A 23,629-nucleotide genomic window follows, 5' to 3' on the forward strand; every position below is an offset into this window, starting at 1 on the left:
AGCGTGAGCACCCTCCCGCAGGCCGAGACCACGCACTTGCGCGTCGTGCTCGCCGCCGAAGCCCTGCGCTTCACCTGGCCCGGCGTGAAGACACCCTGCATCGACATCGAGGCCCTGCGCATCACGGCGGGTGAATCCGTGTTCCTGCACGGCCCGAGCGGCTGCGGCAAGAGCACGCTGCTGTCGCTGCTGGCCGGCGTGCTGGTGGCCGACGAAGGCCGCGTCACGCTGCTGGGCCACGACTGGGCCAAGCTCTCGGGCACGCAGCGCGACCGCGCCCGCGTGGCGCACGTGGGCTACATCTTCCAGCAGTTCAACCTGCTGCCCTACCTGAGCGTGCTCGACAACGTGCTGCTGCCCTGCCGCTTCTCGGCGCGGCGCGAGGCACAGGCTGCGCGCAACGGCAGCTCGCGCGACGAAGCCGAGCACCTGCTCGACCAGATGGGCCTGGACCGCGCGCTCTGGAAGCGCCAGGCGCTGCAGCTCTCGGTGGGCCAGCAGCAGCGCGTGGCCGCGGCGCGCGCGCTCATCGGCCAGCCCGAGGTCGTGATCGCCGACGAGCCCACCTCCGCGCTCGACGAAGACCGGCGCGAAGCCTTTCTCGACGTGCTGCTCACGGCCTGCGCCGTGAACCACAGCGCGCTCGTGTTCGTGAGCCATGACCAGCGCATCGCACCACGCTTCGCGCGGCACGTGCTGCTGCCGGAGATCAACCGTGCGGCGTCGAGCGCGATGGCGGTGGACGCATGAGAGCACTTTTTTCGATCGCATGGCGCAGCGCCTGGAACCGCCGCTTCACGCTCGCGCTGACGGTGTTCTCGATCGCGCTGTCGACCTTCCTGCTGCTGGGCGTCGAGCGCATCCGCACCGAGCTGCGCGAGAACTTCGCGTCGTCGGTCTCGGGCACCGACCTCATCGTGGGCGCGCGCACCGGCTCCACGCAGCTCTTGCTGTACTCGGTGTTCCGCATCGGCGCAGCCACCAACAACATCTCCTGGAAGAGCGTGCAGGCATTGCAGGCGCACCCCGGTGTCGACTGGGTGGTGCCGCTGTCGCTGGGCGACTCGCACCGCGGCTTCTCGGTGCTCGCGACCACGCCCGAGTACTTCACGCACTTCCGCTACGGCGACCGCCAGACCTTGAAGCTGCGCGAAGGCAAGCCCTTCGACGCGCTGTTCGATGCCGTGGTTGGTGCCGAGGTGGCCGACAAGCTCGGCTACCACGTGGGCCAGAAGATCACGCTGGCGCACGGCAGCGGCGAGCTCAACGTGGCCGAGCATGCCGACAAGCCCTTCACCGTGGTGGGCGTGCTCGCGCGCACCGGCACGCCGGTCGACCGCACGGTGCACATCGGCCTGGCGGCCATGGAAGCCATCCACCTCGAATGGGTGGGCGGCGCGCCGATGCCGGGCGTGAAGATTCCGGCCGAGCAGGTGCGCAAGTTCGACCTCACGCCCAAGAACGTGACGGCCGCGCTCGTGGGCCTGAAGAACCGCGCCGCCGTGTTCGGCGTGCAGCGCTGGATCTCCACCTACACCGGCGAACCGCTGATGGCCATCCTGCCCGGCGTGGCGCTCGACGAACTGTGGAGCGTGATCGGCATCGGCGAAAACGCGCTGCTGCTGATGTCGGCCCTGGTCGCGCTCGTGAGCCTGGCGGGGCTGGTGTCGGTGGTGATGGCGGGTCTGAACGAACGCCGCCGCGAGCTGGCCGTGCTGCGCGCCGTGGGCGCGGGCCTGCGCCATGTGCTGGCGCTGCTGGCGCTCGAAGGCGCGCTGGTCACCGTGCTGGGCGTGCTGCTGGGCGTGACGATGGCGGTGCTCGGCATCGCCCTGCTCTCGCCATGGCTGCAGGCGCAGTTCGGGCTGACGCTGAGCCTGTCCGAACCTACACTGAACGAATGGCTGCTGACGGCGAGCCTGCTGGTCGCCGGCTGGCTCGCGAGCCTGCTGCCCGGCATCCGGGCCTATCGACTGTCGCTGGCCGACGGCCTTTCTCCGAGAATCTGACCATGACGAAGACCTCCACACCCCGCGTGCTCACCGCCCTGTCGATGCTGCTGGCCGGCGCCGGCCTCGCAGCCGCCGCCTGGGCCGCCGAGCCCGCACCGAAGGACACCACCGCGACCAACCCGCTGGGCGGCAAGGCCGCCCCTGCCGCGCCCCAGGCCACGGCGGGCCAGCCGCGCCAGATCAGCTGGGAAGAGCTGGTGCCCAAGGACTGGGACCCGGCCAAGGCCTTCAAGGGCATCGACCTGAGCACGCTCGACGACGGCGACCCGCGCGCCAACGAGCTGCTGATGAAGATGCAGGAGGTGTCGAACAACGCGCCCACCAACCCCGCGCTCAACGGCGTGGAAGTGAAGATCCCCGGCTTCATCGTGCCGCTCGAAGAGGCCAAGGGCGAGGTCACCGAGTTCCTGCTCGTGCCCTACTTCGGCGCCTGCATCCACACGCCGCCGCCGCCGGCCAACCAGATCCTGCACGTCATTCCGCAAAAGGGCGCCAAGTTCCGCGCCATGGACACCGTGTGGGTCACCGGCAAGCTGCAGACGCTGCGCAACGACTCGATGATGGGCGTGAGCGGCTACCACGTGAAGGCCAGCAGCGTCACCAAGTATTCGGGCGGCGCCAAGTAACGACAAAGAGGTCTTTCCCCGGGCGATCGCCACGTCGCCCGGTGGGCTCGTGGTCCTGCGCCGACAGCACAGGCGGCGCACCGCCGACACAGACCGTTGCATCCGGGGCGCAGGCTGTGTCATCGCCTGCTCTGGCCCGCCGTTGAAGGAGTTCCGGGCACCCTGCCGGCGTCTTCAGGACATGCCAGATGACACCCTCTCCCCACCGCCCCCTCCTTCAGCGGCGCCTCATGGCTTCGCTGTGCGTCGCAGCGTTGTTCGTTGCAGGCTGCGACAAGCCCGCACCACCACCTCCCGCCGCTGAAGCACCGGCCACCCAGGCACCAGCGCCCGTCGCCGCGCCGGTGCCGGCCGTCTATACGCCGCCTTCGGCCGAACAGCTCTACCAGCTGGTCGCACCGATTGCGCTGTACCCCGACAAGCTCGTCGCGCAGATCCTGGCCGGTGCCACCTACCCCGATCAGATCACCGCGGCCCACGGCTGGCTGCAGCAGAACCCCACGCTCAAGGCCGGCCCGCTCGCCGACGCCGCCAACCAGCAGCCGTGGGACCCGAGCGTGAAGTCGCTCACCGCGTTCCGGCCCGTGATGGACCAGATGGCCGGCAACATCGCGTGGACCACCTCGCTGGGCAAGGCCTACTACAACGACCCGGCCGACGTGATGAACGCGATTCAGGTGATGCGCCAGCGCGCATCGAAAGCCGGCCGCCTCAAGAACAACGACAAGCTGCGCGTGGCGCGCGCCGCGACGCCGCCCAACTACACGCCCGCGCCCGACATGCAGCCGATGTACGCGGGCCCCCTGGTGATCGAACCGCCCGAGGAACTCATCACCATCGAGCCCGTGCAGCCCGACGTGGTGTACGTGCCGCGCTACGACCCGCAGGTCGTGTACGACATGCCCGTGGCCGTCTACCCCGGCTATGCCTATGCACCGCCACCGGTGGTGGTCGAGCCCGGCTACAGCCGTGGCCAGGTGGCCGCGGTGGGCGCGCTGGCCTTCGGCAGTGGCGTGATCGTCGGCTCGGCGCTGGAGCGCCACGGCTGGGGCTGGAACGCCTGGAACATGAACTGGGGCGCGCCGCGCTGGCGCGACCGCGCGGCACCGCCGCCACCGGCCTACCGGCCTGCGGTGGTCTACAACAACAGCACGTATGTCTCGCGCTCGACCACGGTGGTCAACAACGTGCGCAACGTCTACAACAACAACTACGCAGGCGATCGCAGCGGCCCGCCGACCGGTGCGGCGACATGGCAAGCGGCGCAGCAGCAAGAGCAGCGGCAACAACAGGCGCGTGCCCAGCAGCAGCAGCAGCAACAAGCGCTGATGCAGCAGCAGGCAGCCCAGAACCAGGTGCGCGAGCAACAGCAGGCCCAACAGGAACAGGCTCGGCGCCAGCAACAGGTGCAGCAGGAACAGGCCTTGCGCCAGCGCCAGGACCAGCAGGAGCAAGCCCGTCGACAGCAGATGCAGCAGCAACAAGCGGCACAGAACCAGCAGCGTCAACAACAGGCGCAGCAGGAGCAGGCACGGCGTCAACAGCAGATGCAACAGGACCAGGCTCTGCGCCAACGCCAGGATCAGCAGGAACAAGCCCGTCGCCAGCAGATGCAGCAACAGCAGGCCACGCAGGACCCGCAGCGTCAACAACAGGCCCAGCAGGAGCAGGCACGGCGCCAGCAGCAAGCGCAGCAGGAACAGGCACTGCGTCAGCGGCAAGCGCAGCAGGAACAGGCACTGCGTCAGCGGCAAGACCCGCAGGAGCAAGCCCGTCGACAACAGATGCAGCAACAGCAGGCCGCGCAAGACCAGCAACGCCAACAACAGGCGCAGCAGGAACAGGCACGGCGTCAGCAGCAAGCGCAACAAGAGCAGGCACTGCGTCAACGCCAGGACCCGCAGGACCAAGCCCGTCGCCAGCAGATGCAGCAGCAACAACAGCAGCAGGCCCAGCAAGAGCAGGCGCGTCGCCAGCAGCAGGCGCAGCAACAGGAACAGGCATTGCGCCAACAACGCCAGGACCAGCAGGAGCAGGGCCGCCGCCAACAGATGCAGCAGCAACAGGCGCAACAGGAGCAGCTACGTCGCCAGCAGGAACAGCAGCAGGCCCAGGCCGCCCAGCAACAGCAACGGCAGGCACAGCAGGAACAGGCTCGGCGCGCGCAGCAGATGCAGCAGCAGGCTCAACAGGCTCAACAGGCTCAACAGGCTCAACAGGAGCAGGCCCGTCGCCAGCAGCAGTTGCAACAGCAACAACAGGCGCAAGCCCAGGCCGCGCAACAGCAACGCCAGGCTCAGATGGAACAGGCGCGCCAGATGCAGATGCAACAGCAGCAAGCCGCCCAGGCCCAGCAACGCCAGCAGCAGGAGCAGATGCAACGCCAGCAGATGCAACAACAGCAGGCGGCGCAGAACCAGGCCCGCCAGCAGCAGCACCAACAGGAACAGATGCAACGCCAGCAGGCGCAACAGCAGCAGGCCCAGGCTCAGGCCGCCGCCGCGGCAGCTGCCGCCCATCGCCGCCGCCCGGGCGATCCCAACGCACCGCAGTGAACCCGCGGCTCCTGCCGCGGGCGCACTGCGCGCTACGAACTCAGTTCTTGCCGATCTCGGTCAGCAGCCGCGTCACGAGGTACAGGCGCGGCACGATCGAGTCGACCTCGATGTACTCGTCGCGTGCGTGGTAGCCGAAGCCCGCGAGGCCGAAGCTCTCGACCACCGTGGCCTTGCCCGAGCGGCCCGCGAAGCCCGCGTCGGTGCCGCCGCCGGTCATCGGCGTCAGCGCCAGTTCGCGGTCGAGTTCCTTGTAGATCGCCTGTGCCTTCTCGGCCAGCGCGCGGCCCTTGGCGCCCGCGACGAAGGCCGGGCGGCCCACCTCGACCTTCACCGTGGTCTCGGTGTCGGGAATCAGCTTGCCGCTGGCGATCTTGGCCTGCAGCGCCTCGGTGAGTTTCTTCTCGGCACCGGGCTGCGTGATGCGGATGTCGCCCAGCGCCTGCGCCTTCTCGGTGATCTGGTTGATCGGGCCGGTGGCGCGCGCCACGGTCCAGTTCAGCGTCACGCCAGGGATGTCCTTGGCGAGGTCCTTGGTCTGCAGCATCTGGTACGACAGCTCGTACAGCGCATTGCGGCCCAGCTCGGGCGCGGCGCCGGCGTGCGCCGCGCGGCCCTTCACCTCGAGCGTGGCCTGCGCGATGCCGGCCGCGCCAAGCAGCAGCGACTCGCCCTTGGCCACCGCCTTGGCGGCCGTCGGCTCGAAGGACAGCACCGTGTCGTGCAGGTCGGCCGTGGTGGCGATGAGTTCGCCCGAGCCCACCGAGCCCACCTCTTCGTCGGGGTTCACGAGCACGGTGAGCGTGTCGTAGTCGCGCCAGCCCGCGTCGGCCAGGATCTTCAGCGACGCCATCATCACCGCGAGGCCGCCCTTGTCGTCGGCGATGCCGGGGCCGTAGATGCGGTTGCCGTCCACCTTGTAGGGCTGGCTGTTCAGGATGCCCGGCGCGTACACCGTGTCCATGTGGCCCTGCAGCATGATCTTGCGCTTGCCCGTGCCCTTGATCGTGCCGATGACGATGTCGGCGCCCGCGCCGGCCGAGGCCTTGCGGCGCTCGGTCTTGAAGCCGGCCGCCTTCAGGCGCCCTTCGATCACGTCGGCCATCTTCATCAGGCCCTCGACGTTCAGGCTGCCCGACTCGATGGACACCATCTCCTTCAGGTTGTCGATGACGGCGGGCTGTGCCTTCTCGGCAGCGGCCAGGAGCTTCGCATCGGGCGCCGCCTGCGCGGTGGCCACGGCGCCGAGCGCCAGGCCGCAGGCCAGGGCGACGGAACGCAGGGAGAAGAAAGACGAGGTACGCATGGTCATGAGAGTCTCTTTTCCTGGAGTGATTGGCGGGCGCCAGCATAGCGACATGGCGAGCGACGCGGTGCAAATCGGCGACAGCGCCCGGGCGGCGGTTTACAGTGCGCCGCACCCTTCCACACACCCCGCATCGAAGACCATGAGCCTAGCGAACGACGCCAGATTCTGGGACCGCAGCTCGCGCCGCTACGCGAAGAGCGCCATCGCGGACGAGGCCGGCTACGCGCGCACGCTCGAGCGGACCCGCGCCCTCTTCAAGCCCGACGCGCGCGTGCTCGAACTGGGCTGCGGAACCGGCACGACGGCCCTGCGCCTCGCGGGCCACGTTCGCGCGTACCTGGCGACGGACATCGCCGACGGCATGATCGCCATCGCCGAAGAGAAACACGCCACCGCCCCGGTCCCCGGCCTGTCGTTCCGCGTGGCGACCGCCGAGACGCTGGCACCGGGCGAAGGCCCCTTCGACGCCGTGCTGGGCTTCAACTACCTCCACCTGGTGCGCGACCTGCCCGGCACGCTGCACCACATCCACGCCCTGCTCGCACCGCAGGGCCTGTTCGTCTCCAAGACGCCCTGCCTCGGCGACATGACCCCGCTGCTGCGGCTGGCCTTGCTGCCCGCGATGCGCGCGATCGGGCTGGCGCCGCATGCCGGGGTGTTCCGGGCGGCGGAACTCGGGGCGCATCTGCAGGCTGCCGGCTTCGAGGTGCTTGCGAGCGAGAACCACGCGACGAAGGGTGGCGAGAACCGCCCCTTCATCGTGGCGCGCAAGCGGTGATGCGGGCTTCGGCGCGCGGCGTCGCCCTGCCCCGATCCGCTACCATCCGAGCCGCGGTGCAAGCCGCGCCCGGGCCCGCGGGAAGGGTTGAACCCACTTGCCTTCTTCATGACGATCCACAGCCTTTTGTGCAGCCGGATTTGCGGGTCATCGGCGCCTGATGCACGGAGGTTTCCATGAAGCGCATTCCCGCCCGGCCCGACATCGGCCACCTGAAGAAGCAAGCCAAGGAACTGCTGGCGCTCTACCGAAGCAACGACCCCACGGCCTTTCACCGATTTCGCAGTGCCTTGCCGGCCGCATCGGGCAAGACCGATGGCGCCCTGGCCGCCCAGGCGTTGCGCCTGCACGATGCCCAGTCGTGCGTGGCGCGCGAGTACGGCTTCGCCTCGTGGGCCGACCTGCAGGGCTTTGTCCTGGCCCGCAGGGCACAGGCCGATGACCCGGCCAAAGCGGTGCTCCATTGGCTGCGCCTCGTGTACGCGGGCGACATCGCCGGCGGCACGAACCGCGCACGGCCTGCGGCGGCCTTGCGCATGCGCGACGAGAACCCTGCCTTTACGGCGGGTGGCGACCCTTGGGTGGCCTGCGCCATCGGCGATGAAGCCGCGCTGCGCCACGCCACCGCGCAAGACCCCGCATGGGTCCATCGCGCGGGCGGCCCGCTGCACCTGCCGCCGCTCGTGGCCGTCACGCATTCCGGCCTGATGCGACTGCCCGGCCATCGCGAACGCCTGCACGCGTGCGCGAAGTTCCTGCTCGACGCCGGTGCGTCCCCCGATCAATCGGCCGGCAACCGCTGGCCTCCCGCATCGCTCGAAGCGCCGGCCGACACCGAGCGGCTTTCCGCGCTGTACGGCGCGGCCGGGCAGAACCACGACGCTGAGCTGACGAAGCTGCTGCTCGACGCCGGGGCCGACCCGAACGACGGCGAATCGCTGTACCACTCGCTGGACCAGCCCGCCTGCACGAAGCTGCTGCTGGAAGCCGGTGCGCGCGTGACGGGTTCGAACGCGCTGTACCGGGTGCTCGACCTGGACGACGTCCAGACGCTGCGCCTCCTGCTCGCACACGGCGGCGACGCGAACGAGCCGCCGCAGGGCCCGCCGATCTCGGACTGGGGTTCGCCGCTGCTGTGGGCCCTTCGCCGCCGCCGTTCACCGACGCACATCGAGGCCTTGCTGGCCGCTGGCGCGCACCCCAACGTGTTCACGCAAGACGGCACGCCCGCGCACACCGTCGCCCTGCGCTTCGGGCTGACCGGGGTCGCGCAGCTGCTGCAGGCCGCGAGCGGCGACCCCGCGCCACTCCCCACCAGCGAGGCCTTCATCGCCGCATGCGCGCGCGGCGACGAAGCCACGGCGCGCGAGCTGCAGGCGCGGCACCCCGGCCTCATCGGCTCGCTCGACCCCACGCAGCTTCGCCTGCTGCCCGAGCTCGCCGCCCAGGACTGCAGCGACGCGGTGAAGGCGATGGTCAGGCTCGGCTGGCCGCTCGAAGTCCGTGGCGGCGACTGGGACGCCTCGGCACTCAACCACGCCGTGTTCTGCGGCGATGCGGCGCTCACCCGGTTCCTGCTCGCACACGGTGCCGACTGGCAAGCGCCGCACGGCTTCGGCGACAACGCCTGCGGCACCTTGTCGTGGGCCACGCTCAACGAGCCCGTCGAAGGCGGCGACTGGGTCGGCTGCGCCCAGGCGCTTGTGGCCCACGGCATGCCTTCCGCACGGCCCGACCCGGAGAGTGCGGATGGTGTGCTCATCGGTGCGCGGCGCAGCGTGTTCTCGGACGAGGTCACGGACTTCCTGCTGGGCGCATCGATGGCGTGAAGCCGGACGGTGCCGCGCGCTCAGCGCACCACCATCGCCCCGAACACCGCGATCAACAAGGCCAGGTAGACCTTGGCGTGGACGCGGTCCGGAATGCGCCCGATCCACAGCGCGGCGACGCGGATGCCGATCCACGAACCCACCACGAGCGCCGCCGCCGCGCGCACGTCGACATACCCCACATGCCACGGCCCGAACGACGGCGTCGAGGTGGCGGACAAGGCCACGTAGGTGGCCGTGCCCGCCAGCGCGACCGGCAGGGACAGCGGATTGGCCATGGCCGTCGCGCGACTCATCTCGATGCCGCGACGGCGCATGAGCGGCACCGTCATCACGCTGCCGCCGACGCCGAGGAACGCGGCAATCCAGCCGATCGCCAGGCCCGACAGCGCCGTGGCCGTGAGAGAGGGCGCCGCCCGGCTCGCCACGGCCGGCGAAAGAAAGCCGGGGCGCAGCCAGCAGTCCACGATGGTCAGCGCCAGGTACGCGGCAAACGCCCAGCGCAGCCATTCCCCGTGGACCGCGGTGGCGGCCAGCGCACCCAGCACCGCACCGGCTCCGATGACGCCCAGCAGCGGCCGGATGTGCGACCAGTCCAGCGTCCCCGCTCGCTGATGGCGCCACGTGGCCAGCAGCGCGCCGAAGACCATCACGCAGGTGGACGTGGCCACCGCGATCTGCATGGCCGACTGCCCGACGGCGCTGTCGGCCGCATTCAGCTGGGACAGCAGCTGGTAGAGCAACGGGACCACGACGAATCCACCGCCGAAGCCGAACAGCACGGTGGTGACGCCTGTCAGGCATCCGCACACCACCAACATCACATACAACGACACAAGGCACTCCATCGACACGGAAAGAAGCCTCGAGGCTAGAGTCCGAGGGGCTGGCGCGCTTGCGGTGTTCGGTCAACAATATTTGCGTTCCGGCCAACCCATGAATCCGCTGCCGTGCGCAATCAGCCTCTCGACACCCTCGACCCCACGCCCCGCGCCGTGCTGGCCATCGGCACCGACTACGCGCCCGGCACCCTGCTCGAAATGCACAGCCACCGCCGCGCCCAGTTTCTCTACGGCGCGACCGGGCTGATGGAGGTGGGCACGGACGACGGCGCCTGGGTCGTGCCGCCCCACAGCGGCGTCTGGATTCCGGCCGGCAAGCCGCACCGGGTGCGGATGGTGGGCGTCAGCACGCGCAGCCTCTACATCGAGCCGGCCGCCGCGCCGCGCGGCGGTCCGCAGTGCGAAGTGCTGGCCGTGTCGCCGCTGCTGCGGCAGTTGCTGATCGAGGCCATCGACGTGCCGGCGCTGTACGACGAACGCGGCCGCGACGGCCTGTTGATGTCGCTGGTGCTGAAAGAAGTCGGCCGCGCGGCGGCCCTGCCCTTCTTTGCGCCGCTGCCGGGCGAGCCGCGGCTGGCGGCGCTGTGCATCGCCTTCCTGCACGCGCCCGATGTGCGCACGTCGCCCCTGGCCTGGGCGCAGCAGCTGCACCAGAGCGAACGCACCTTCAGCCGGTTCTTCCGCCAGCACACCGGGATGGCGTTCGCCGAATGGCGCAGCCAGGCCTGCCTGCTCTCGGCCATGGCCCAGCTGGCAATGGGCCGGCCGGTGACGGCGGTGGCGCTTCAGCTGGGCTACGACAGCCCGGGCGCCTTCTCCACCATGTTCCGCAAGCGGCTCGGGCAGAAGCCTTCGGCGTTCATCGCGGCCTGAGGCGCAGGTTCTCGCCCGCAGCGATGCATGGCATTCTTCGCCTGCTTGCCACCGATTCACAGGGAGTGAAACCAATGAAGCCTCGTCTGCCCAAGCACCGCGCCGTGCTGGCATGCCACCTTGTCGCATCCGCCTGCGCAGCAGCGACCTTGCTGACTGCAGTTGCCACACACGCCGCCGACACTTGGACCGAGATCGCCACCACCCCGCGCAAGCAGGTGCTGCTGCAACGCGATTCGATCAAGCCGCATGGCGATGCCGTGGAAGCGTGGACGCTCTACCGCTACGACGAACTGCAGACCGACGTGGGCAAGACCCCGTTTCGCACCTCGCGCTATCTCTACGACTACGACTGCAAGGGCCGGCGCGAAAAGATGCGCCGCGTCGTCAGCCACAACGGGCCGCTGGAAGTGCACGACATCGACCTCGCCCGTCGCAGCGAATGGAAGGCCGTGGGCGGCCCGACCACGGTGAGCGGGATCGTGTTCAAGCGCGTGTGCGCGCAGGTGCGCTGACCCAAAAGACGCACGGGCGCTTTCCAGCAACGTGAAGAGGGCCTGAGGGCCTCACGTTGCCAGCAGGAACTGCCACTGCTACGATGCCCTTCCGCGGGAAAACAGCCTCCCGCGCTGCAAAGCAAGACGGTGTCCCGTCCAAGCGCTGGTGACCCTCAACGGAGTTTTCCGTGGACACCGCCTTGCCCGACGCCTCCTCTGCGCTTCCTGCGCCCCCTGCCCCCATTTCCTTTGCCGAAGCGTTTCGCTTCTGGCTCAAGCTCGGCTTCATCAGTTTCGGCGGGCCCGCCGGGCAGATCGCGATCATGCATGCGGAGTTGGTCGAGCGGCGGCGCTGGATCAGCGAGAAGCGCTTCCTGCATGCGCTGAACTTCTGCATGCTGCTGCCCGGCCCCGAGGCGCAGCAGCTGGCCACCTACATCGGCTGGCTCATGCACCGCACGCGCGGCGGCCTCGTGGCCGGCGCCCTGTTCGTGCTGCCCTCGCTGTTCATCCTCATCGCGCTGTCGTGGGTCTACCTGCGGTTCGGCAACGTGCCCGTAGTGGCCGGCATCTTCTATGGCATCAAGCCGGCGGTCACTGCGCTGGTGCTGCACGCGGCGCACCGCATCGGCAGCCGCGCGTTGAAGAACCGGTGGATGTGGGGCATCGCCGCCGCGGCCTTCGTCGCCATCTTCGCGTTCGATGCGCCATTTCCTGCGATCGTGCTGGCCGCCGGCCTCATCGGCCACGTCGGCGCGCGATGGGCGCCCGAGGTGTTCGCACTCGGCGGCGGCCACGGCAGCGCGCAGCAGCACTACGGCCCGGCGCTGATCGACGACGACACGCCCACGCCGGCGCACGCGCGCTTTTCACGCGCGCACCTGCTCAAGATCCTGGGCATCGGCCTGGGCCTGTGGCTGCTGGCCATGGGCGTGCTCGTGGCGACCCAGGGCCTGCACGGCACGCTCACGCAGATGGGCGGGTTCTTCACCAAGGCCGCGCTGCTGACCTTCGGCGGCGCCTATGCCGTGCTGCCCTACGTGTACCAGGGGGCCGTCGAGCAGTACCACTGGCTTTCGGGCGCGCAGATGATCGACGGGCTGGCGCTGGGAGAAACCACGCCGGGGCCGCTCATCATGGTCGTGGCCTTCGTCGGCTTCGTCGGCGGCTGGTTGACGCAGGTGCTGGGGCCCGACTCGCTGTTTCTCGGCGGCGCGCTGGCGGCGACGGTCGTCACCTTCTTCACCTTCCTGCCCTCGTTCATCTTCATCCTGGCGGGCGGGCCCGCCATCGAGGCCACGCACGGCCGGCTGGGCTTCACGGCGCCGCTGTCGGCGATCACCGCGGCGGTGGTGGGCGTGATCCTGAACCTGGCGCTGTTCTTCGCGTACCACGTGCTCTGGCCGCACGGCTTCGCAGGCCGCTTCGACACGATCTCGGCGGTGATGGCCGTGGCTGCGGTCATCGCCCTGTTCCGCTTCAAGGTCGGCGTGATGACGTTGCTCGGTGCCTGCGCGGCCATCGGGTTGGCGCTCACGTGGCTGTCTTCCTTGCCGCGCTGAAGGAGTTCCCATGGACGCCCGCCCCCAACCATTGCCCTTCGACCCCGCCACGCTGCGCGGGCTGTCGCAGAAGCTTCTGAACAGCCATCACCAGAACAACTATGGCGGCGCCGTCAAGCGCCTCAATGCCATCCGCGCGCAGCTCGCCACCGCATCGTTCACCGCCATGCCCGGCTTCGCGCTCAACGGCCTCAAGCGCGAAGAGCTCATCGCCAGCAACTCGATGCTGCTGCACGAGCTGTACTTCGCCTCGCTCGGCGGCGACGGCCGGACGATGGAGCCCGCCATGGCGCTCGCCCTGGCGGCAAGCTTCGGCAGCGTCGACCGATGGCGCGAAGAGTTCGCCGCCATGGGCAAGGCGCTCGGCGGCGGCTCGGGCTGGGTGCTGCTCACCTTCCAGCCGCGCGAGGGCACGCTCGTCAACCAATGGGCTGCTGGCCACACCCATGCGCTGGCAGGCGGCACGCCGCTCCTGGCGCTGGACATGTACGAGCACGCCTACCACCTGGACCACGGCGCCGCCGCCGGCGCGTACGTCGATGCCTTCATGGCGAACGTCGACTGGGCCCCGGTGTACGCGCGCTACCAGCAGGCGGTGCACGCCGCCAGCGAATCCTTCGGCGCGGCGCAGGACGACGTGGCCGGCTCGATGCTGCTCGACGTGCGCCGTGCCGGCGTGTTCGCGCAGGCCACGTCGATGCTCCCCGGCGCCCGCTGGCGCGACCCGGCGGCGGTCGAGCACTGGGCCGTCGAGCTCCCGGCCGACCGCGCGCTCGTCGTCTACTGCGTGTACGGCCACGAGGTCGGGCGCAGCACGGCCCTGCGGCTGCGCGCCGCGGGCCTGGATGCACGTTATCTGCGCGGCGGCATCGACGGCTGGCAGGCCGCCGGCCGTCCGCTCGAACCCAAGCCTGCCGACCCAGGAGCCACGCCATGAAATGGATCACCCGCGAACGCCCGAAGATCGACCGCATCGCCTGCCCGTGGCTGATCCTGCGCTTCATCGACCGCGAGGCCGAGTTTCTCTACGTGCCGCCGGCCGACGTGCTGGGCATGGCGCAAAGCACCGGCGCCACGCCCTACGACATTCCGGGCGTGGAGATGAGCCACGTCGGCGAGCGCTGCAGCTTCGACGCCTTCCTCGCGAAGTACCGGCTCGCCGAGCCTGCGCTGCACCAGATGGCCGACATCGTGCGCGGTGCGGACACCTCGCGGCTCGACCTCACGCCGCAGTCGGCAGGGCTCTACGCCATCTCGCTGGGCCTGTCGCGCGTGTTTGCCGATGACCACGCGATGCTGCAGCATGGGCTGGTGATGTACGACGCGCTCTATGCCTGGTGCAGCGACGGCCGCGGCGAGACGCACAACTGGCCACCGAAGATGCCGGGGTGAAGCGGGTCGGAGGACGATGGCCTGCCTTGCCGGAAGCACGCTAACATTTCGTCCGGCTCCGCCGCACCACCCGGGTCGGACCCTTGAGCGCACAGCGACAACCCAGGGTGTCACCGCAAATGGAGCGTCCCGATGTGGAGCATCCTGGCCGACCTTGTCGTCGGCATCTTCGATTTCGTTCTCGATGTCCTGCTGTTCCGCGGCCTGCGCCGCAAGCACGGCCAGCGCCACCGCAGCATGGCGGAAGACACCGTCGAGGTCGCGCGCTTCGATTTCGTCACGCTGACTTTCATCGCGCTGGTCAGCGTCGGCTTGATGCTGATCCTGGCGATCGGATTCGATGTGCCGGCGGGCTGGAGCGTGGGCATCGGCATCACCGTCGGCGCGATCTGGGGCCTCTGGCGGTACACCCAGCTGGTTCGTGAGTGAGTGATGACCACATGAAGCATTCAAGAGGGTCAACGATGCCGAGCATGACTCGTCTCGCACGCCTGGCCACCGGGGTTTCGATCGCAGCGGCCGCCTTGCTGATCGCCAGTTCCGCGGCAGCACAGTCCCTCGCCTGCAACGGCTACCTCGTCGGAAAAGGAGCGTCCCCCGCGACCTTGCTCCAGACCTGCGGCGAGCCGGTCTACCGACAGGCGGTCTGTGTGCCGATGGTGCAGCTGGGCTGGGTGCTCACGCCCTATCGGCCAGGCAGCCCCGAGGCCGTGCTCGCCAATCAATGCGTGCCGATGGAAGAGTGGACCTACGACCGGGGTCCGGGCACCTTCTTCGGCATCGTGCGCATCTACAACGGCACGATCGAATCGGTGCGCGATGGGGACCGCGGCCGTTAGGGGATCGACCGATCAGTGCGCCCGAAACGCCCGGCAACATCTCCGGTACCCACTACAGGGGAGGACGCCCGCGCAACGGCGTTGACGACGATGCCTGGCAGGGCCACCATGGCCCATCGTCCCCGTCACGCATGCCCAAACAGGCAACGGACTCGTTGGAGCAAGGGAGCAGGCCCGCTCTGTTCAGAGCTTTCAAGGAGTTCCCATGGCCGACGAAAGCGACAAGGTGTTCGCGGGCTCGATCCCGAAGTTCTACGACACGCTGATGGTCCCCCTGATCTTCGAGGGCTACGCCGTCGACGCGGCCGCCCTGGTCGCTGCGTTCTCGCCCCGCGCGGTGCTGGAAACGGCGGCCGGCAGCGGCGCGGTCACGCGGATGCTGGCACCCCAACTCGGTGCCGGTGCGCGCTACGTGGTGACCGACCTCAACCCCGCCATGCTCGACTACGCCGTCACGCGGCAGGCGAGGGACAACCGCATCGAATGGCGGCAGGCCGATGCGCTCGCCCTGCCGTTCGAGAACGCCTCGTTCGATGTGGTCCTGTGCCAGTTCGGCGCCATGTTCTTCCCTGACAGAGTTGCCGGCTACAGCGAGGCGCGTCGCGTGCTGAAACCCGGCGGGCGCTTCGTGTTCAGCGTCTGGGACCGCATCGAAGACAACGCCTTCGCCGACGACGTCACCCGCGCCGTCGCCACCGTGTTCCCGGACGACCCGCCGCGCTTTCTCGCGCGCACGCCGCACGGCTACCACGACGTCGCACAGATCCGCGACGACCTGCGCCGCGCGGGGTTCACCGACATCGAGGTCCAGACGCACGAGAAGCTGAGCCGCTCGCCCTCGGCACGCGAGGTGGCGGTGGCCTACTGCCAGGGCACGCCGCTGCGCAACGAGATCGAGGCGCGCGACGCAAGCCTGCTCCCGCTCGCGACCGACCGCGCGGAGGAGGCGATTGCCAGCCGGCATGGCACCGGCCCGGTGGCGGGCAAGATCCAGGCGCACGTCATCGTGGCGACGGGCTAGACACGCGCTACGCCCGCAGGATCTTCTCGATCGCCTTGCCCTTGGCCAGCTCGTCGACCAGCTTGTCCATGTAGCGGATCTTCTGCATCAGCGGGTCTTCGACTTCCTCGACGCGCACGCCGCACACCACGCCCTTGATCAACGCGCGGTTCGGATGCAGCGCCGGGGCCTGCGCGAAGAAGGTCCTGAAATCGTTCTGCTGGTCGATCTGCTGCTGCAGCCCCGCGGCGTCGTAGCCGGTTAGCCAGCAGATGACCTCGTCGACCTCTTCCTTCGTACGCTGCTTGCGCTCCGCTTTCTGGACGTACATGGGGTACACCTTGGCGAACGGCATCGCGAAAATCCGGTGCTCTGACATCGTCATGTCTCCTTCAAGTCGGGCCGCAGGCTGACGCGGTCGCTCAGCCCTTGCGGCCACCTGCAGTCTTCTTCGCCGCCACGGTCTTGCGCGCCGGCTTCATCGCAGGCGCTTCGCGCGCCGACTTCATGTGCCCGCTCTCCCCCGAGGTCATGCCCACGATCTTCGCGAGCTGGCGGCTCACGCTCACGTAGGCGTGGCCGAGGCGGCTGTCGAAGTACAGCGAGTCGCCGCGCGCCAGGCGCACCACCTCGCCGTTGTCGAAGTACACGTCGATCTCGCCCGACAGCACGTAGGCGAACTCTTCGCCCGTGTGCCGCACGAAGTCCTCGGGGCCGTTGATGCGGCGTGCGTGCACGGTGCCGACGATGGGGCTCATCTGCTTGCCGGCGGCAGTGGTGCCCAGGAACTCGTAGGCGATGGCCAGCCCCTTGTAGACCACGCCCTTGCCCGCGCGCGTGACGACCGGGCCGTCGAGCTGCTCGGGCTTTACGCCGGCGCCCGCGAACATGGCGTTCATGTCCATCTCGAGCGCGCGGCCCAGCGCGGTGAAGTTCTCGTAGCCGAGCGCGAGCTGGCCGCGCTCGGCGCGCGAGATGGTGGTGATCGACACGCCGGAGCGCTCGGCCAGTTGCGCCAGCGTCCAGCCGAAACGCTTGCGCGCGGTGCGCAGGCGATGGCCGAAAGTGGTGCGGTCCAGCGTGGGCGGCTCTTCCTTCGGCTTCGCCCCGCCCCGGTTCCCTGTGTGTGGAGTCACGCTTGGCTTTCTCTAGGTATGCCGGGTGATTCTGCCAGCCCCGCGCCCGGCCGGCCACGCACGGCGCGACAGCCCCGGCATGCGTTTTGCGTATGCGCAAATTGCGTGTACGCAAATTTCACCTCGGTGGTGCACCCATGGTTTCCCCTTGGTTGGCGCAAATCAATTTGCGTATCCGCAAATTTCTACCTACACTTTTCGGCGATGACAACAAACACAACCACTCCCGTCGTGGCCGACTACCTCGTGATCGGCGGCGGCATCGCCGGGGCCTCGGTGGCCCACTGGCTCGCCCCGCATGCCCGCGTGATCCTGCTCGAACGCGAAGCCCAGCCGGGCTACCACTCCACCGGCCGTTCGGCCGCGCTCTTCATGGAGAGCTACGGCACGCCGCAGGTGCGCGCCCTCACCATGGCCAGCCGCGCCTTCCTCGAACACCCGCCCGAAGGCTTCGCCGAGCACCCGCTGCTCACGCCGCGCGGCGCGATGATGGTCGCGGGCACCGAGCACCTGCACGAGCTCGAGGCGCACTGGGAACTGCTGCGCGCCATGAACGTCGGCGCCCAGCGCCTCGACGGCGAGCAGGCGCGCGAGATGGTGCCGGCGCTGCGCCCCGAGCAGGTGGCCGGCGCGGTGTACGAACCCGACGCCTCCGACATGGACGTGCACGCCATCCACCAGGGCTACCTGCGCGGCATGCGCCAGGCCGGCGGCAAGCTGGTGTGCGACGCCGAGGTCACGGCCATGGAACGCGTGGGCGAACGCTGGCGCGTGACGGCCGGCGACGCGGTGTACGAAGCGCCCGTGGTGCTCAACGCAACCGGCGCCTGGGTCGACACGATCGCGCAGCTGGCCGGCGTGCGCCCGCTGGGCATCGAGCCGCGTCGCCGCTCGGCCTTCATCTTCGCGCCGCCCGAGGGCCAGAGCGTCGCGCACTGGCCGATGGTGTTCGCCGCCGACGAGGGCTGGTACATCAAGCCCGACGCCGGCATGTTGCTGGGCTCGCCGGCCAACGCCGACCCGGTCGAGCCGCAGGACGTGCAGCCCGAAGAGATGGACATCGCCATCGCCATGCACCGCATCGAGGAGGCGACCACGCTCGCCATCCGCCGCCCCACGCGCACCTGGGCCGGCCTGCGCTCCTTCGTGGCCGACGGCGACCTGGTGGGCGGCTTCGCGCCCGACGCGCCCGGCTTCTTCTGGGTCGCGGCGCAAGGCGGCTACGGCATCCAGACCTCGGCCGCCATGGGCGAGGCCTGCGCCGCGCTGGCACGCGGCCTGCCGCTGCCCGAGCGCATCGCGGGCTTCGGGCTCACGGCCGAGATGCTCGGCCCGCAGCGCCTGCGCACCGCCGGCTGATTCGCGTTCCCTCCCCCACCAATCTTCCCCACGAGAAATCACCATGCGTGTCTTCAGTGCCTCCCTCGCGACCGAAACCAACACCTTCGGCCCGATGCCGACCGGCATCGCCTCCTTCAAGGACCGCGGCTACTTTCCCGCCGGCCAGCATCCCGATGCGCTGACGATCTACTCGGGTCCGCTGTGGGCCGCGCGCATCCGCGGCAAGGAAAAGGGCTGGACGCTACTCGAAGGCATGGTGGCGGGCGCGCAGCCCAGCGGCATCACCACGCGCCACGCCTACGAAACCCTGCGCGACGAGATGCTGAACGACCTGCGCGCCGCGCTGCCGGTGGACATGGTGCTGCTCGGCCTGCACGGCGCGATGGTGGCCGACGGCTACGACGACTGCGAAGGCGACATGCTGGCGCGCGTGCGCCAGATCGTGGGCCCTGATGTGGTGATCGGCGCCGAGCTCGACCCGCACAACCACCTCACGCCCGCCATGGTGGACAACGCCAACGTGATGGTCTCCTTCAAGGAGTACCCGCACACCGACGTGCTCGAACGCGGGCTGGAGCTGGTCGACATCTGCGCCGCGGCCGTGGAAGGCAAGGTCAAGCCGGTGGTCGCGATGGTCGACTGCGACATCATCGTCACCGTCCACACCTCGCGAGAACCGGCGCGCAGCTTCGTGCAGCGCATGCAGGCGCTCGAAGGCAAGGACGGCGTGCTCTCGGTCTCGCTCACGCACGGCTTCTCGTGGGGCGACGTGCCCGAGATGGGCACCAAGGTGCTGGTCTACACCGACGGCGACCAGGCCAAGGCCAATGCCCTGGCGCGCCAGCTGGCCGACGAAGTCATCGCCATGCGCGACGGCCTCACGGTCAACTACCCCAGCATCGACGACTCGCTCGACGAGGCCCTGGCCTTCGACGGCGGCCCCGTGGTGCTGGCCGACGGCGCCGACAACCCCGGCGGCGGCGCGGCGAGCGACTCCACCTTCATCCTGCGTCGCATGCTGGAGCGCGGCATCACCAATGCGGCCCTGGGCCCGATGTGGGACCCGATCGCCGTGCGCATCGCCTTCGACGCCGGCGTGGGCGCCAGGCTGCAGATGCGCATCGGCGGCAAGATCAGCCCGCTGTCGGGCGACCCGCTGGACCTCGAATGCACCGTGAAGGCGCTGAAGGAAGACCTGGTGATGACGGGCCTGTCGAACACGCCCACCGCCATGGGCGACTGCGCGCTGGTCGAGGTGAACGGCATCGACATCGTGCTGATCACGCGGCGCAACCAGGCCATGGGCACCGACCTGTTCACGCAGCTGGGCTGCAACCTGGCCGCCAAGAAGATCGTGGTCGTCAAGTCGTCCCAGCACTTCTACGCGTCGTACTCCCAGGTGGCCAAGCACGTGATCTACGCCGGCGCACCTGGCGCCGTGACGCTCGACCTCACCACCCTGCCGTACCGCAAGGCTCGCCTGCCGAAGTGGCCCATCGGCGTCGCCGCCTGAACTCCCTCTTCTTCTTTTTCGTTTCGCCCCACCGACCGGAGAACCGACGATGAAACGACGAACGCTTGCCGCCCTCGCTGCCCTGGCCCTTTCGGCCGCCAGCCTTCCCGCGCTCGCCCAGACGCCGCCCAAGACACTCAAGGTGGTGGCGCATGCCGACCTGAAGATCCTCGACCCGACCTTCACCACGGCCTACATCTCGCGCAACTTCGGCCACATGGTGTACGACACGCTGTTCGCGCAGGATGCCACCGGCAAGCCGCAGCCGCAGATGGTCGAGAAGTACACGACCTCCAAGGACGGCAAGCAGTGGAGCTTCACGCTGCGCCCCGGCCTGAAGTTCTCCGACGGCACCGCCGTGACCTCGGCCGACGCCGTGGCTTCGCTGCAGCGCTGGGCGGCGCGCGACAGCCTGGGCCGCGCCATGACGGCCGTCGGCGCCGAGTGGAAGGCCACCGACGCGCGCACCCTCACGCTCACGCTCAACGAACCCTTCGGCATGGTGCTCGACGCGCTGGCCAAGCCCTCGGGCTTTCCGCCGGTGATCCTGCCCGAGCGCATCGCCAAGCTGCCGGCCACCGCGCCCCTCACCGAGGTCGTCGGTTCGGGCCCCTTCATCTTCAAGCGTGACGAATGGGTGCCGGGCAACAAGACGGTGTTCGTGCGCAACCCGAACTACGTGGCGCGCAGCGAGCCGCCGAGCGGCCTGGCCGGCAGCAAGAAGACCAGCCTCGACCGCGTCGAATGGCTCTACCTGCCCGACGCCAACAGCGCGATCTCGGCGCTCAAGCGCGGCGAGGTCGACTACATCGAGCAGCTGGCGCCCGACTACATCGCGCCGCTGCGCACCGACAGCAACATCAAGATCGGCTCCGGCGGCGCCTACCAGGGCTTCCTGGTGATGAACCAGCTGCACCCGCCCTTCGACAACCCGAAGGTGCGCCAGGCGCTGCTGCAGGCCGTGAACCAGGAACGCTTCGTCGCGGCCATGGGCTTCCCACTGGACATGCGCATGGCCTACTGCGCCACCTGGTTCATCTGCGGCAGCCCCAACGACACCTCGGCCGGTGCGGAGCCCTTCCGCAAGGCCGACGTCGCCAAGGCGAAGAAGATGCTCGCCGACGCCGGCTACAAGGGCGAGAAGGTGGTGCTGATGGTGCCCAGCGACGTGCCCTACCTCAACGCCGAGGCGCTGATGGCCGCGCAGACCATGAAGAGCATCGGCCTGAACGTCGATGCGCAGACCATGGACTGGGCCTCCATCGGTGCGCGCCGCGCCAAGCGCGATGCGTCCGATGCCGGCGGCTGGAACATGTATGTCACGGTGGCCGGCGAGTTCGACGTGAACTCGCCCATCAGCAACGCCTACCTGGGCGCGGCCTGCGGCAACACGCTGCCCGGCTGGCCCTGCGACAAGAAACTCGACGAGCTGCGCACCGCCTGGCTGAAGGAAACCGTGCCGGCCAAGCGCAAGGAACTGCTCGACGCCTTCCAGTCGCGCGCCTACGAAGCCGTGCCGTACATCAACGCCGGCCAGTACTCGGCCGCGTTCGCGGCGCGCGCCAGCATCAAGGGGCTGGACAAGATGTGGGCCGGCCTGCCCACCGTCTGGATGCTCGACAAGTAAGCCACGCGCCACCATGGGCTACATCGTTCGACGCTTTCTTTCCACGCTGCCGGTGATGGCGGTGGTGGCCGTGGTGGTGTTCCTTCTGATCCACCTGTCACCCGGCGACCCGGCCGCGCTCATCGCGGGCGACCTCGCCACCACCGAGGACATCGACAAGCTGCGCGCCGCGCTCGGCCTGAACCTGCCGCTGTGGCAGCAGTTCGGGCTGTGGATCGGCAAGATCTTCACCGGCGACCTGGGCACCTCGATCTTCACGCAGGTGCCGGTGACGCAGCTGCTCGGCCAGCGGCTGGAGCCGACGGTGTCGATCGCCGCGCTGACCATGCTCATCACGCTGGTGACGGCCGTGCCGCTGGGCACGCTCGCGGCCTACTGCGCGGGCACCTGGATCGACCGCCTCGTGATGCTGTTCGCCGTGCTGGCCTTCTCGGTGCCGGTGTTCCTCGTGGGCTACCTGCTGGTCTACACCTTCGCGGTGCAGCTGCCGTGGTTCCCGGTGCAGGGCTACGTGAACTTCTCCGAAGGCCCCGGCGCCTGGCTGCGCGCGCTGGTGCTGCCCTGCGTGAACCTGGCGCTGGTGTACATCGCGCTGGTGACGCGCATGACGCGCGCCACCGTGCTCGAGGTGCTGCACGAGGACTACATCCGCACCGCGCGCGCCAAGGGCCTGGGCGTGCTGCCGGTGCTGGGCCATGCGCTGCGCAACGCGGCCATTCCCATCGCCACCACCATCGGCGCGGGCATTGCGCTGCTCATCGGCGGCGTGGTGGTCACCGAGACGGTGTTCGCCATTCCGGGCGTGGGCCGGCTGGTCATCGATTCGGTGCAGCGCCACGACTACCCGGTGATCCAGAGCGTGCTGCTGCTGTCGGCGGGCGTGTACGTGCTGATCAACCTCCTGATCGATCTGAGCTACCGCCTGTTCGATCCGCGCATCCAGTACTAGAACAAAGAACGAGCCCCACGACGCCATGTCCACTGCCCTGCCCTTGCGTGAGGTCGATGCGCCGGTGCCTGCCGATGCCGCAGCCTCTGCCGAAGACGCCCCTTTCGTACCGCCGCGCTGGCGCTGGGTGCGCAAGCACCCGACGCTGATCGTCGGCGCGCTGCTGCTCATCGCGGTGGCCGCGCTGTCCATCGCCGCCCCCTGGATCGCCACCCACGACCCGCAGGACATCGACCCGCTGGCGCGCATGCAGCCGGCTTCGGCCGAGCACTGGTTCGGCACCGACGCGCTGGGCCGCGACGTGTTCAGCCGCGCCGTGTGGGGCGGTCGCGTGTCGATGATCGTCGGCGCTTCGGTGGCCGTGCTCGCCACCTTCTTCGGCATCGCGCTGGGCCTGGTGTCGGGCTTCGTGCGCTGGGCCGACGGGCCGATCATGCGGGTGATGGACGGCCTCATGGCCATCCCCGGCATCCTGCTGGCCATTGCGCTCATGGCCGTGACGCGCGCCAGCCTCACCACCGTGATCATCGCCATCACCGTGCCCGAGATTCCGCGCGTGGTGCGGCTGGTGCGCTCGCTGGCGCTCACGCTGCGCGAGCAGCTGTTCGTGGAGGCCGCGCACGCGGTCGGCACGCGGCTGCCGGTGATCCTCGTGCGGCACGTGCTGCCGAACATCGTGGCGCCGCTGGTGGTGCAGGCCACCTTCGTGGCCGCCGCCGCCGTGCTCACCGAGGCCGCGCTGTCCTTCCTCGGCGTGGGCGTGCCTTCGCAGACGCCGAGCTGGGGCAACATGATGGCCGAGGGCCGCAACTTCGTGACCGTGGCGTTCCACATCATCCTGTACCCGGGCCTGCTGCTGGCGGCCACGGTGCTGGCCATCAACCTGCTCGGCGACGGCCTGCGCGATGCGCTCGACCCGCGCCTGGCGCGGCAGCTGTGAAGAGGAACG

23 protein-coding genes are annotated in these 23,629 nt (G+C 69.2%); 19 read left to right on the forward strand and 4 right to left on the reverse strand.

Annotated features, from left to right (window positions below; all coding sequences use genetic code 11):
- The first annotated feature begins 3 nt into the window (after positions 1-3).
- The 4 genes from VHAB30_RS17030 (at position 4) to VHAB30_RS17045 (ending at position 5,193) form a co-directional block, all read left to right on the forward strand.
- Positions 4-750, forward strand: a complete 747-nt coding sequence (locus VHAB30_RS17030; RefSeq protein ID WP_095946849.1) for an ABC transporter ATP-binding protein — start codon at positions 4-6, stop codon at positions 748-750.
- Positions 747-2,009, forward strand: coding sequence for an ABC transporter permease (locus tag VHAB30_RS17035; RefSeq protein WP_070061815.1), 1,263 nt, complete (start codon positions 747-749; stop codon positions 2,007-2,009). The genes VHAB30_RS17030 and VHAB30_RS17035 overlap by 4 nt, the downstream gene beginning before the upstream one ends.
- Before the next feature lie 2 nt (positions 2,010-2,011).
- Positions 2,012-2,638 (forward strand): DUF3299 domain-containing protein, encoded by a 627-nt coding sequence (locus VHAB30_RS17040; RefSeq protein ID WP_159277879.1) that lies wholly within the window; start codon positions 2,012-2,014, stop codon positions 2,636-2,638.
- 188 nt (positions 2,639-2,826) lie between these two features.
- The gene (locus tag VHAB30_RS17045) at positions 2,827-5,193 is read left to right on the forward strand and encodes a DUF3300 domain-containing protein (RefSeq protein ID WP_159277880.1); all 2,367 of its coding nucleotides are present in this window, start codon (positions 2,827-2,829) and stop codon (positions 5,191-5,193) included.
- 40 nt (positions 5,194-5,233) lie between these two features.
- Here the strand turns inward: VHAB30_RS17045 and VHAB30_RS17050 are convergent, their stop codons facing one another.
- Positions 5,234-6,505, reverse strand: coding sequence for a M20/M25/M40 family metallo-hydrolase (locus VHAB30_RS17050; protein ID WP_062468836.1), 1,272 nt, complete (start codon positions 6,503-6,505; stop codon positions 5,234-5,236).
- Between the two features lie 136 nt (positions 6,506-6,641).
- On the opposite strand from VHAB30_RS17050, the gene VHAB30_RS17055 reads away from it, so the two are divergent.
- Together VHAB30_RS17055 and VHAB30_RS17060 are read left to right on the forward strand one after the other, a co-directional pair.
- Positions 6,642-7,280 (forward strand): class I SAM-dependent methyltransferase, encoded by a 639-nt coding sequence (locus VHAB30_RS17055; protein ID WP_159277881.1) that lies wholly within the window; start codon positions 6,642-6,644, stop codon positions 7,278-7,280.
- A 176-nt stretch (positions 7,281-7,456) separates the two neighbouring features.
- On the forward strand, positions 7,457-9,109 hold the full coding sequence (locus tag VHAB30_RS17060) for an ankyrin repeat domain-containing protein (protein ID WP_159277882.1): 1,653 nt from the start codon (positions 7,457-7,459) through the stop codon (positions 9,107-9,109).
- A 20-nt stretch (positions 9,110-9,129) separates the two neighbouring features.
- Here VHAB30_RS17060 and VHAB30_RS17065 read toward each other — a convergent pair whose 3' ends face one another.
- Positions 9,130-9,930 (reverse strand): sulfite exporter TauE/SafE family protein, encoded by an 801-nt coding sequence (locus tag VHAB30_RS17065; protein ID WP_390903999.1) that lies wholly within the window; start codon positions 9,928-9,930, stop codon positions 9,130-9,132.
- 129 nt (positions 9,931-10,059) lie between these two features.
- Here VHAB30_RS17065 and VHAB30_RS17070 point away from each other — a divergent pair, with 129 nt between their 5' ends.
- The 8 genes from VHAB30_RS17070 (at position 10,060) to VHAB30_RS17105 (ending at position 16,135) form a co-directional block, all read left to right on the forward strand.
- Complete coding sequence (locus VHAB30_RS17070; protein ID WP_159277884.1) at positions 10,060-10,824, forward strand: AraC family transcriptional regulator; 765 nt, start codon at positions 10,060-10,062, stop codon at positions 10,822-10,824.
- A 74-nt stretch (positions 10,825-10,898) separates the two neighbouring features.
- The gene (locus VHAB30_RS17075; protein WP_159277885.1) at positions 10,899-11,339 is read left to right on the forward strand and encodes a surface-adhesin E family protein; all 441 of its coding nucleotides are present in this window, start codon (positions 10,899-10,901) and stop codon (positions 11,337-11,339) included.
- A gap of 170 nt (positions 11,340-11,509) precedes the next feature.
- Complete coding sequence (gene chrA / locus VHAB30_RS17080) at positions 11,510-12,883, forward strand: chromate efflux transporter (RefSeq protein WP_159277886.1); 1,374 nt, start codon at positions 11,510-11,512, stop codon at positions 12,881-12,883.
- Between the two features lie 10 nt (positions 12,884-12,893).
- Positions 12,894-13,820: a Fe-Mn family superoxide dismutase gene (locus tag VHAB30_RS17085; protein WP_159277887.1), complete on the forward strand. Its 927-nt coding sequence runs from the start codon at positions 12,894-12,896 to the stop codon at positions 13,818-13,820.
- Positions 13,817-14,275 (forward strand): chromate resistance protein ChrB domain-containing protein, encoded by a 459-nt coding sequence (locus VHAB30_RS17090; protein WP_159277888.1) that lies wholly within the window; start codon positions 13,817-13,819, stop codon positions 14,273-14,275. Before VHAB30_RS17085 ends, VHAB30_RS17090 begins: the two co-directional genes overlap by 4 nt.
- Before the next feature lie 132 nt (positions 14,276-14,407).
- A complete protein-coding gene (locus VHAB30_RS17095) occupies positions 14,408-14,704 on the forward strand; it encodes a hypothetical protein (RefSeq protein WP_159277889.1) in 297 nt (98 codons plus the stop codon).
- A gap of 44 nt (positions 14,705-14,748) precedes the next feature.
- Positions 14,749-15,114, forward strand: a complete 366-nt coding sequence (locus VHAB30_RS17100) for a DUF2845 domain-containing protein (protein ID WP_159277890.1) — start codon at positions 14,749-14,751, stop codon at positions 15,112-15,114.
- A 205-nt stretch (positions 15,115-15,319) separates the two neighbouring features.
- Entirely contained in the window at positions 15,320-16,135 is an 816-nt protein-coding gene (locus VHAB30_RS17105; RefSeq protein WP_159277891.1) for a class I SAM-dependent methyltransferase, read from the forward strand.
- A 7-nt stretch (positions 16,136-16,142) separates the two neighbouring features.
- Here VHAB30_RS17105 and VHAB30_RS17110 read toward each other — a convergent pair whose 3' ends face one another.
- A complete protein-coding gene (locus VHAB30_RS17110; protein ID WP_159277892.1) occupies positions 16,143-16,493 on the reverse strand; it encodes a DUF2200 domain-containing protein in 351 nt (116 codons plus the stop codon).
- Between the two features lie 43 nt (positions 16,494-16,536).
- Complete coding sequence (locus VHAB30_RS17115) at positions 16,537-17,250, reverse strand: helix-turn-helix domain-containing protein (RefSeq protein WP_159277893.1); 714 nt, start codon at positions 17,248-17,250, stop codon at positions 16,537-16,539.
- Positions 17,251-17,454: 204 nt separating this feature from the next.
- On the opposite strand from VHAB30_RS17115, the gene VHAB30_RS17120 reads away from it, so the two are divergent.
- Genes VHAB30_RS17120 through VHAB30_RS17140 form a run of 5 tightly spaced genes read left to right on the forward strand, consistent with a single transcriptional unit; the run spans position 17,455 to position 23,620 of the window.
- Positions 17,455-18,609 (forward strand): NAD(P)/FAD-dependent oxidoreductase, encoded by a 1,155-nt coding sequence (locus tag VHAB30_RS17120; RefSeq protein WP_159277894.1) that lies wholly within the window; start codon positions 17,455-17,457, stop codon positions 18,607-18,609.
- A 43-nt stretch (positions 18,610-18,652) separates the two neighbouring features.
- Entirely contained in the window at positions 18,653-20,104 is a 1,452-nt protein-coding gene (locus VHAB30_RS17125) for a M81 family metallopeptidase (RefSeq protein WP_159277895.1), read from the forward strand.
- 49 nt (positions 20,105-20,153) lie between these two features.
- Positions 20,154-21,731: an ABC transporter substrate-binding protein gene (locus VHAB30_RS17130; RefSeq protein WP_159277896.1), complete on the forward strand. Its 1,578-nt coding sequence runs from the start codon at positions 20,154-20,156 to the stop codon at positions 21,729-21,731.
- Between the two features lie 13 nt (positions 21,732-21,744).
- A complete protein-coding gene (locus tag VHAB30_RS17135) occupies positions 21,745-22,680 on the forward strand; it encodes an ABC transporter permease (protein ID WP_056574393.1) in 936 nt (311 codons plus the stop codon).
- Between the two features lie 25 nt (positions 22,681-22,705).
- A complete protein-coding gene (locus VHAB30_RS17140; RefSeq protein ID WP_174250228.1) occupies positions 22,706-23,620 on the forward strand; it encodes an ABC transporter permease in 915 nt (304 codons plus the stop codon).
- The last annotated feature ends 9 nt before the right edge of the window (positions 23,621-23,629 follow it).

This window comes from Variovorax boronicumulans (genome assembly GCF_009811375.1).
Taxonomy (GTDB): domain Bacteria; phylum Pseudomonadota; class Gammaproteobacteria; order Burkholderiales; family Burkholderiaceae_C; genus Variovorax; species Variovorax boronicumulans.

What these genes read in the sequence shown, in the direction of transcription:
- VHAB30_RS17055 (WP_159277881.1), top strand. Translation starts at nt 6,642, where the DNA reads ATGAGCCTAGCGAACGACGCCAGATTCTGGGACCGCAGCTCGCGCCGC.
- VHAB30_RS17125 (WP_159277895.1), top strand. Translation starts at nt 18,653, where the DNA reads ATGCGTGTCTTCAGTGCCTCCCTCGCGACCGAAACCAACACCTTCGGC.
- VHAB30_RS17045 (WP_159277880.1), top strand. Translation starts at nt 2,827, where the DNA reads ATGACACCCTCTCCCCACCGCCCCCTCCTTCAGCGGCGCCTCATGGCT.
- VHAB30_RS17130 (WP_159277896.1), top strand. Translation starts at nt 20,154, where the DNA reads ATGAAACGACGAACGCTTGCCGCCCTCGCTGCCCTGGCCCTTTCGGCC.
- VHAB30_RS17095 (WP_159277889.1), top strand. Translation starts at nt 14,408, where the DNA reads ATGTGGAGCATCCTGGCCGACCTTGTCGTCGGCATCTTCGATTTCGTT.
- VHAB30_RS17105 (WP_159277891.1), top strand. Translation starts at nt 15,320, where the DNA reads ATGGCCGACGAAAGCGACAAGGTGTTCGCGGGCTCGATCCCGAAGTTC.
- VHAB30_RS17120 (WP_159277894.1), top strand. Translation starts at nt 17,455, where the DNA reads ATGACAACAAACACAACCACTCCCGTCGTGGCCGACTACCTCGTGATC.
- VHAB30_RS17065 (WP_390903999.1), bottom strand. Translation starts at nt 9,930, where the DNA reads ATGTTGGTGGTGTGCGGATGCCTGACAGGCGTCACCACCGTGCTGTTC.
- VHAB30_RS17075 (WP_159277885.1), top strand. Translation starts at nt 10,899, where the DNA reads ATGAAGCCTCGTCTGCCCAAGCACCGCGCCGTGCTGGCATGCCACCTT.
- VHAB30_RS17085 (WP_159277887.1), top strand. Translation starts at nt 12,894, where the DNA reads ATGGACGCCCGCCCCCAACCATTGCCCTTCGACCCCGCCACGCTGCGC.
- VHAB30_RS17060 (WP_159277882.1), top strand. Translation starts at nt 7,457, where the DNA reads ATGAAGCGCATTCCCGCCCGGCCCGACATCGGCCACCTGAAGAAGCAA.
- VHAB30_RS17100 (WP_159277890.1), top strand. Translation starts at nt 14,749, where the DNA reads ATGACTCGTCTCGCACGCCTGGCCACCGGGGTTTCGATCGCAGCGGCC.
- VHAB30_RS17090 (WP_159277888.1), top strand. Translation starts at nt 13,817, where the DNA reads ATGAAATGGATCACCCGCGAACGCCCGAAGATCGACCGCATCGCCTGC.
- VHAB30_RS17050 (WP_062468836.1), bottom strand. Translation starts at nt 6,505, where the DNA reads ATGACCATGCGTACCTCGTCTTTCTTCTCCCTGCGTTCCGTCGCCCTG.
- VHAB30_RS17140 (WP_174250228.1), top strand. Translation starts at nt 22,706, where the DNA reads ATGTCCACTGCCCTGCCCTTGCGTGAGGTCGATGCGCCGGTGCCTGCC.
- VHAB30_RS17135 (WP_056574393.1), top strand. Translation starts at nt 21,745, where the DNA reads ATGGGCTACATCGTTCGACGCTTTCTTTCCACGCTGCCGGTGATGGCG.
- VHAB30_RS17035 (WP_070061815.1), top strand. Translation starts at nt 747, where the DNA reads ATGAGAGCACTTTTTTCGATCGCATGGCGCAGCGCCTGGAACCGCCGC.
- VHAB30_RS17110 (WP_159277892.1), bottom strand. Translation starts at nt 16,493, where the DNA reads ATGTCAGAGCACCGGATTTTCGCGATGCCGTTCGCCAAGGTGTACCCC.
- VHAB30_RS17040 (WP_159277879.1), top strand. Translation starts at nt 2,012, where the DNA reads ATGACGAAGACCTCCACACCCCGCGTGCTCACCGCCCTGTCGATGCTG.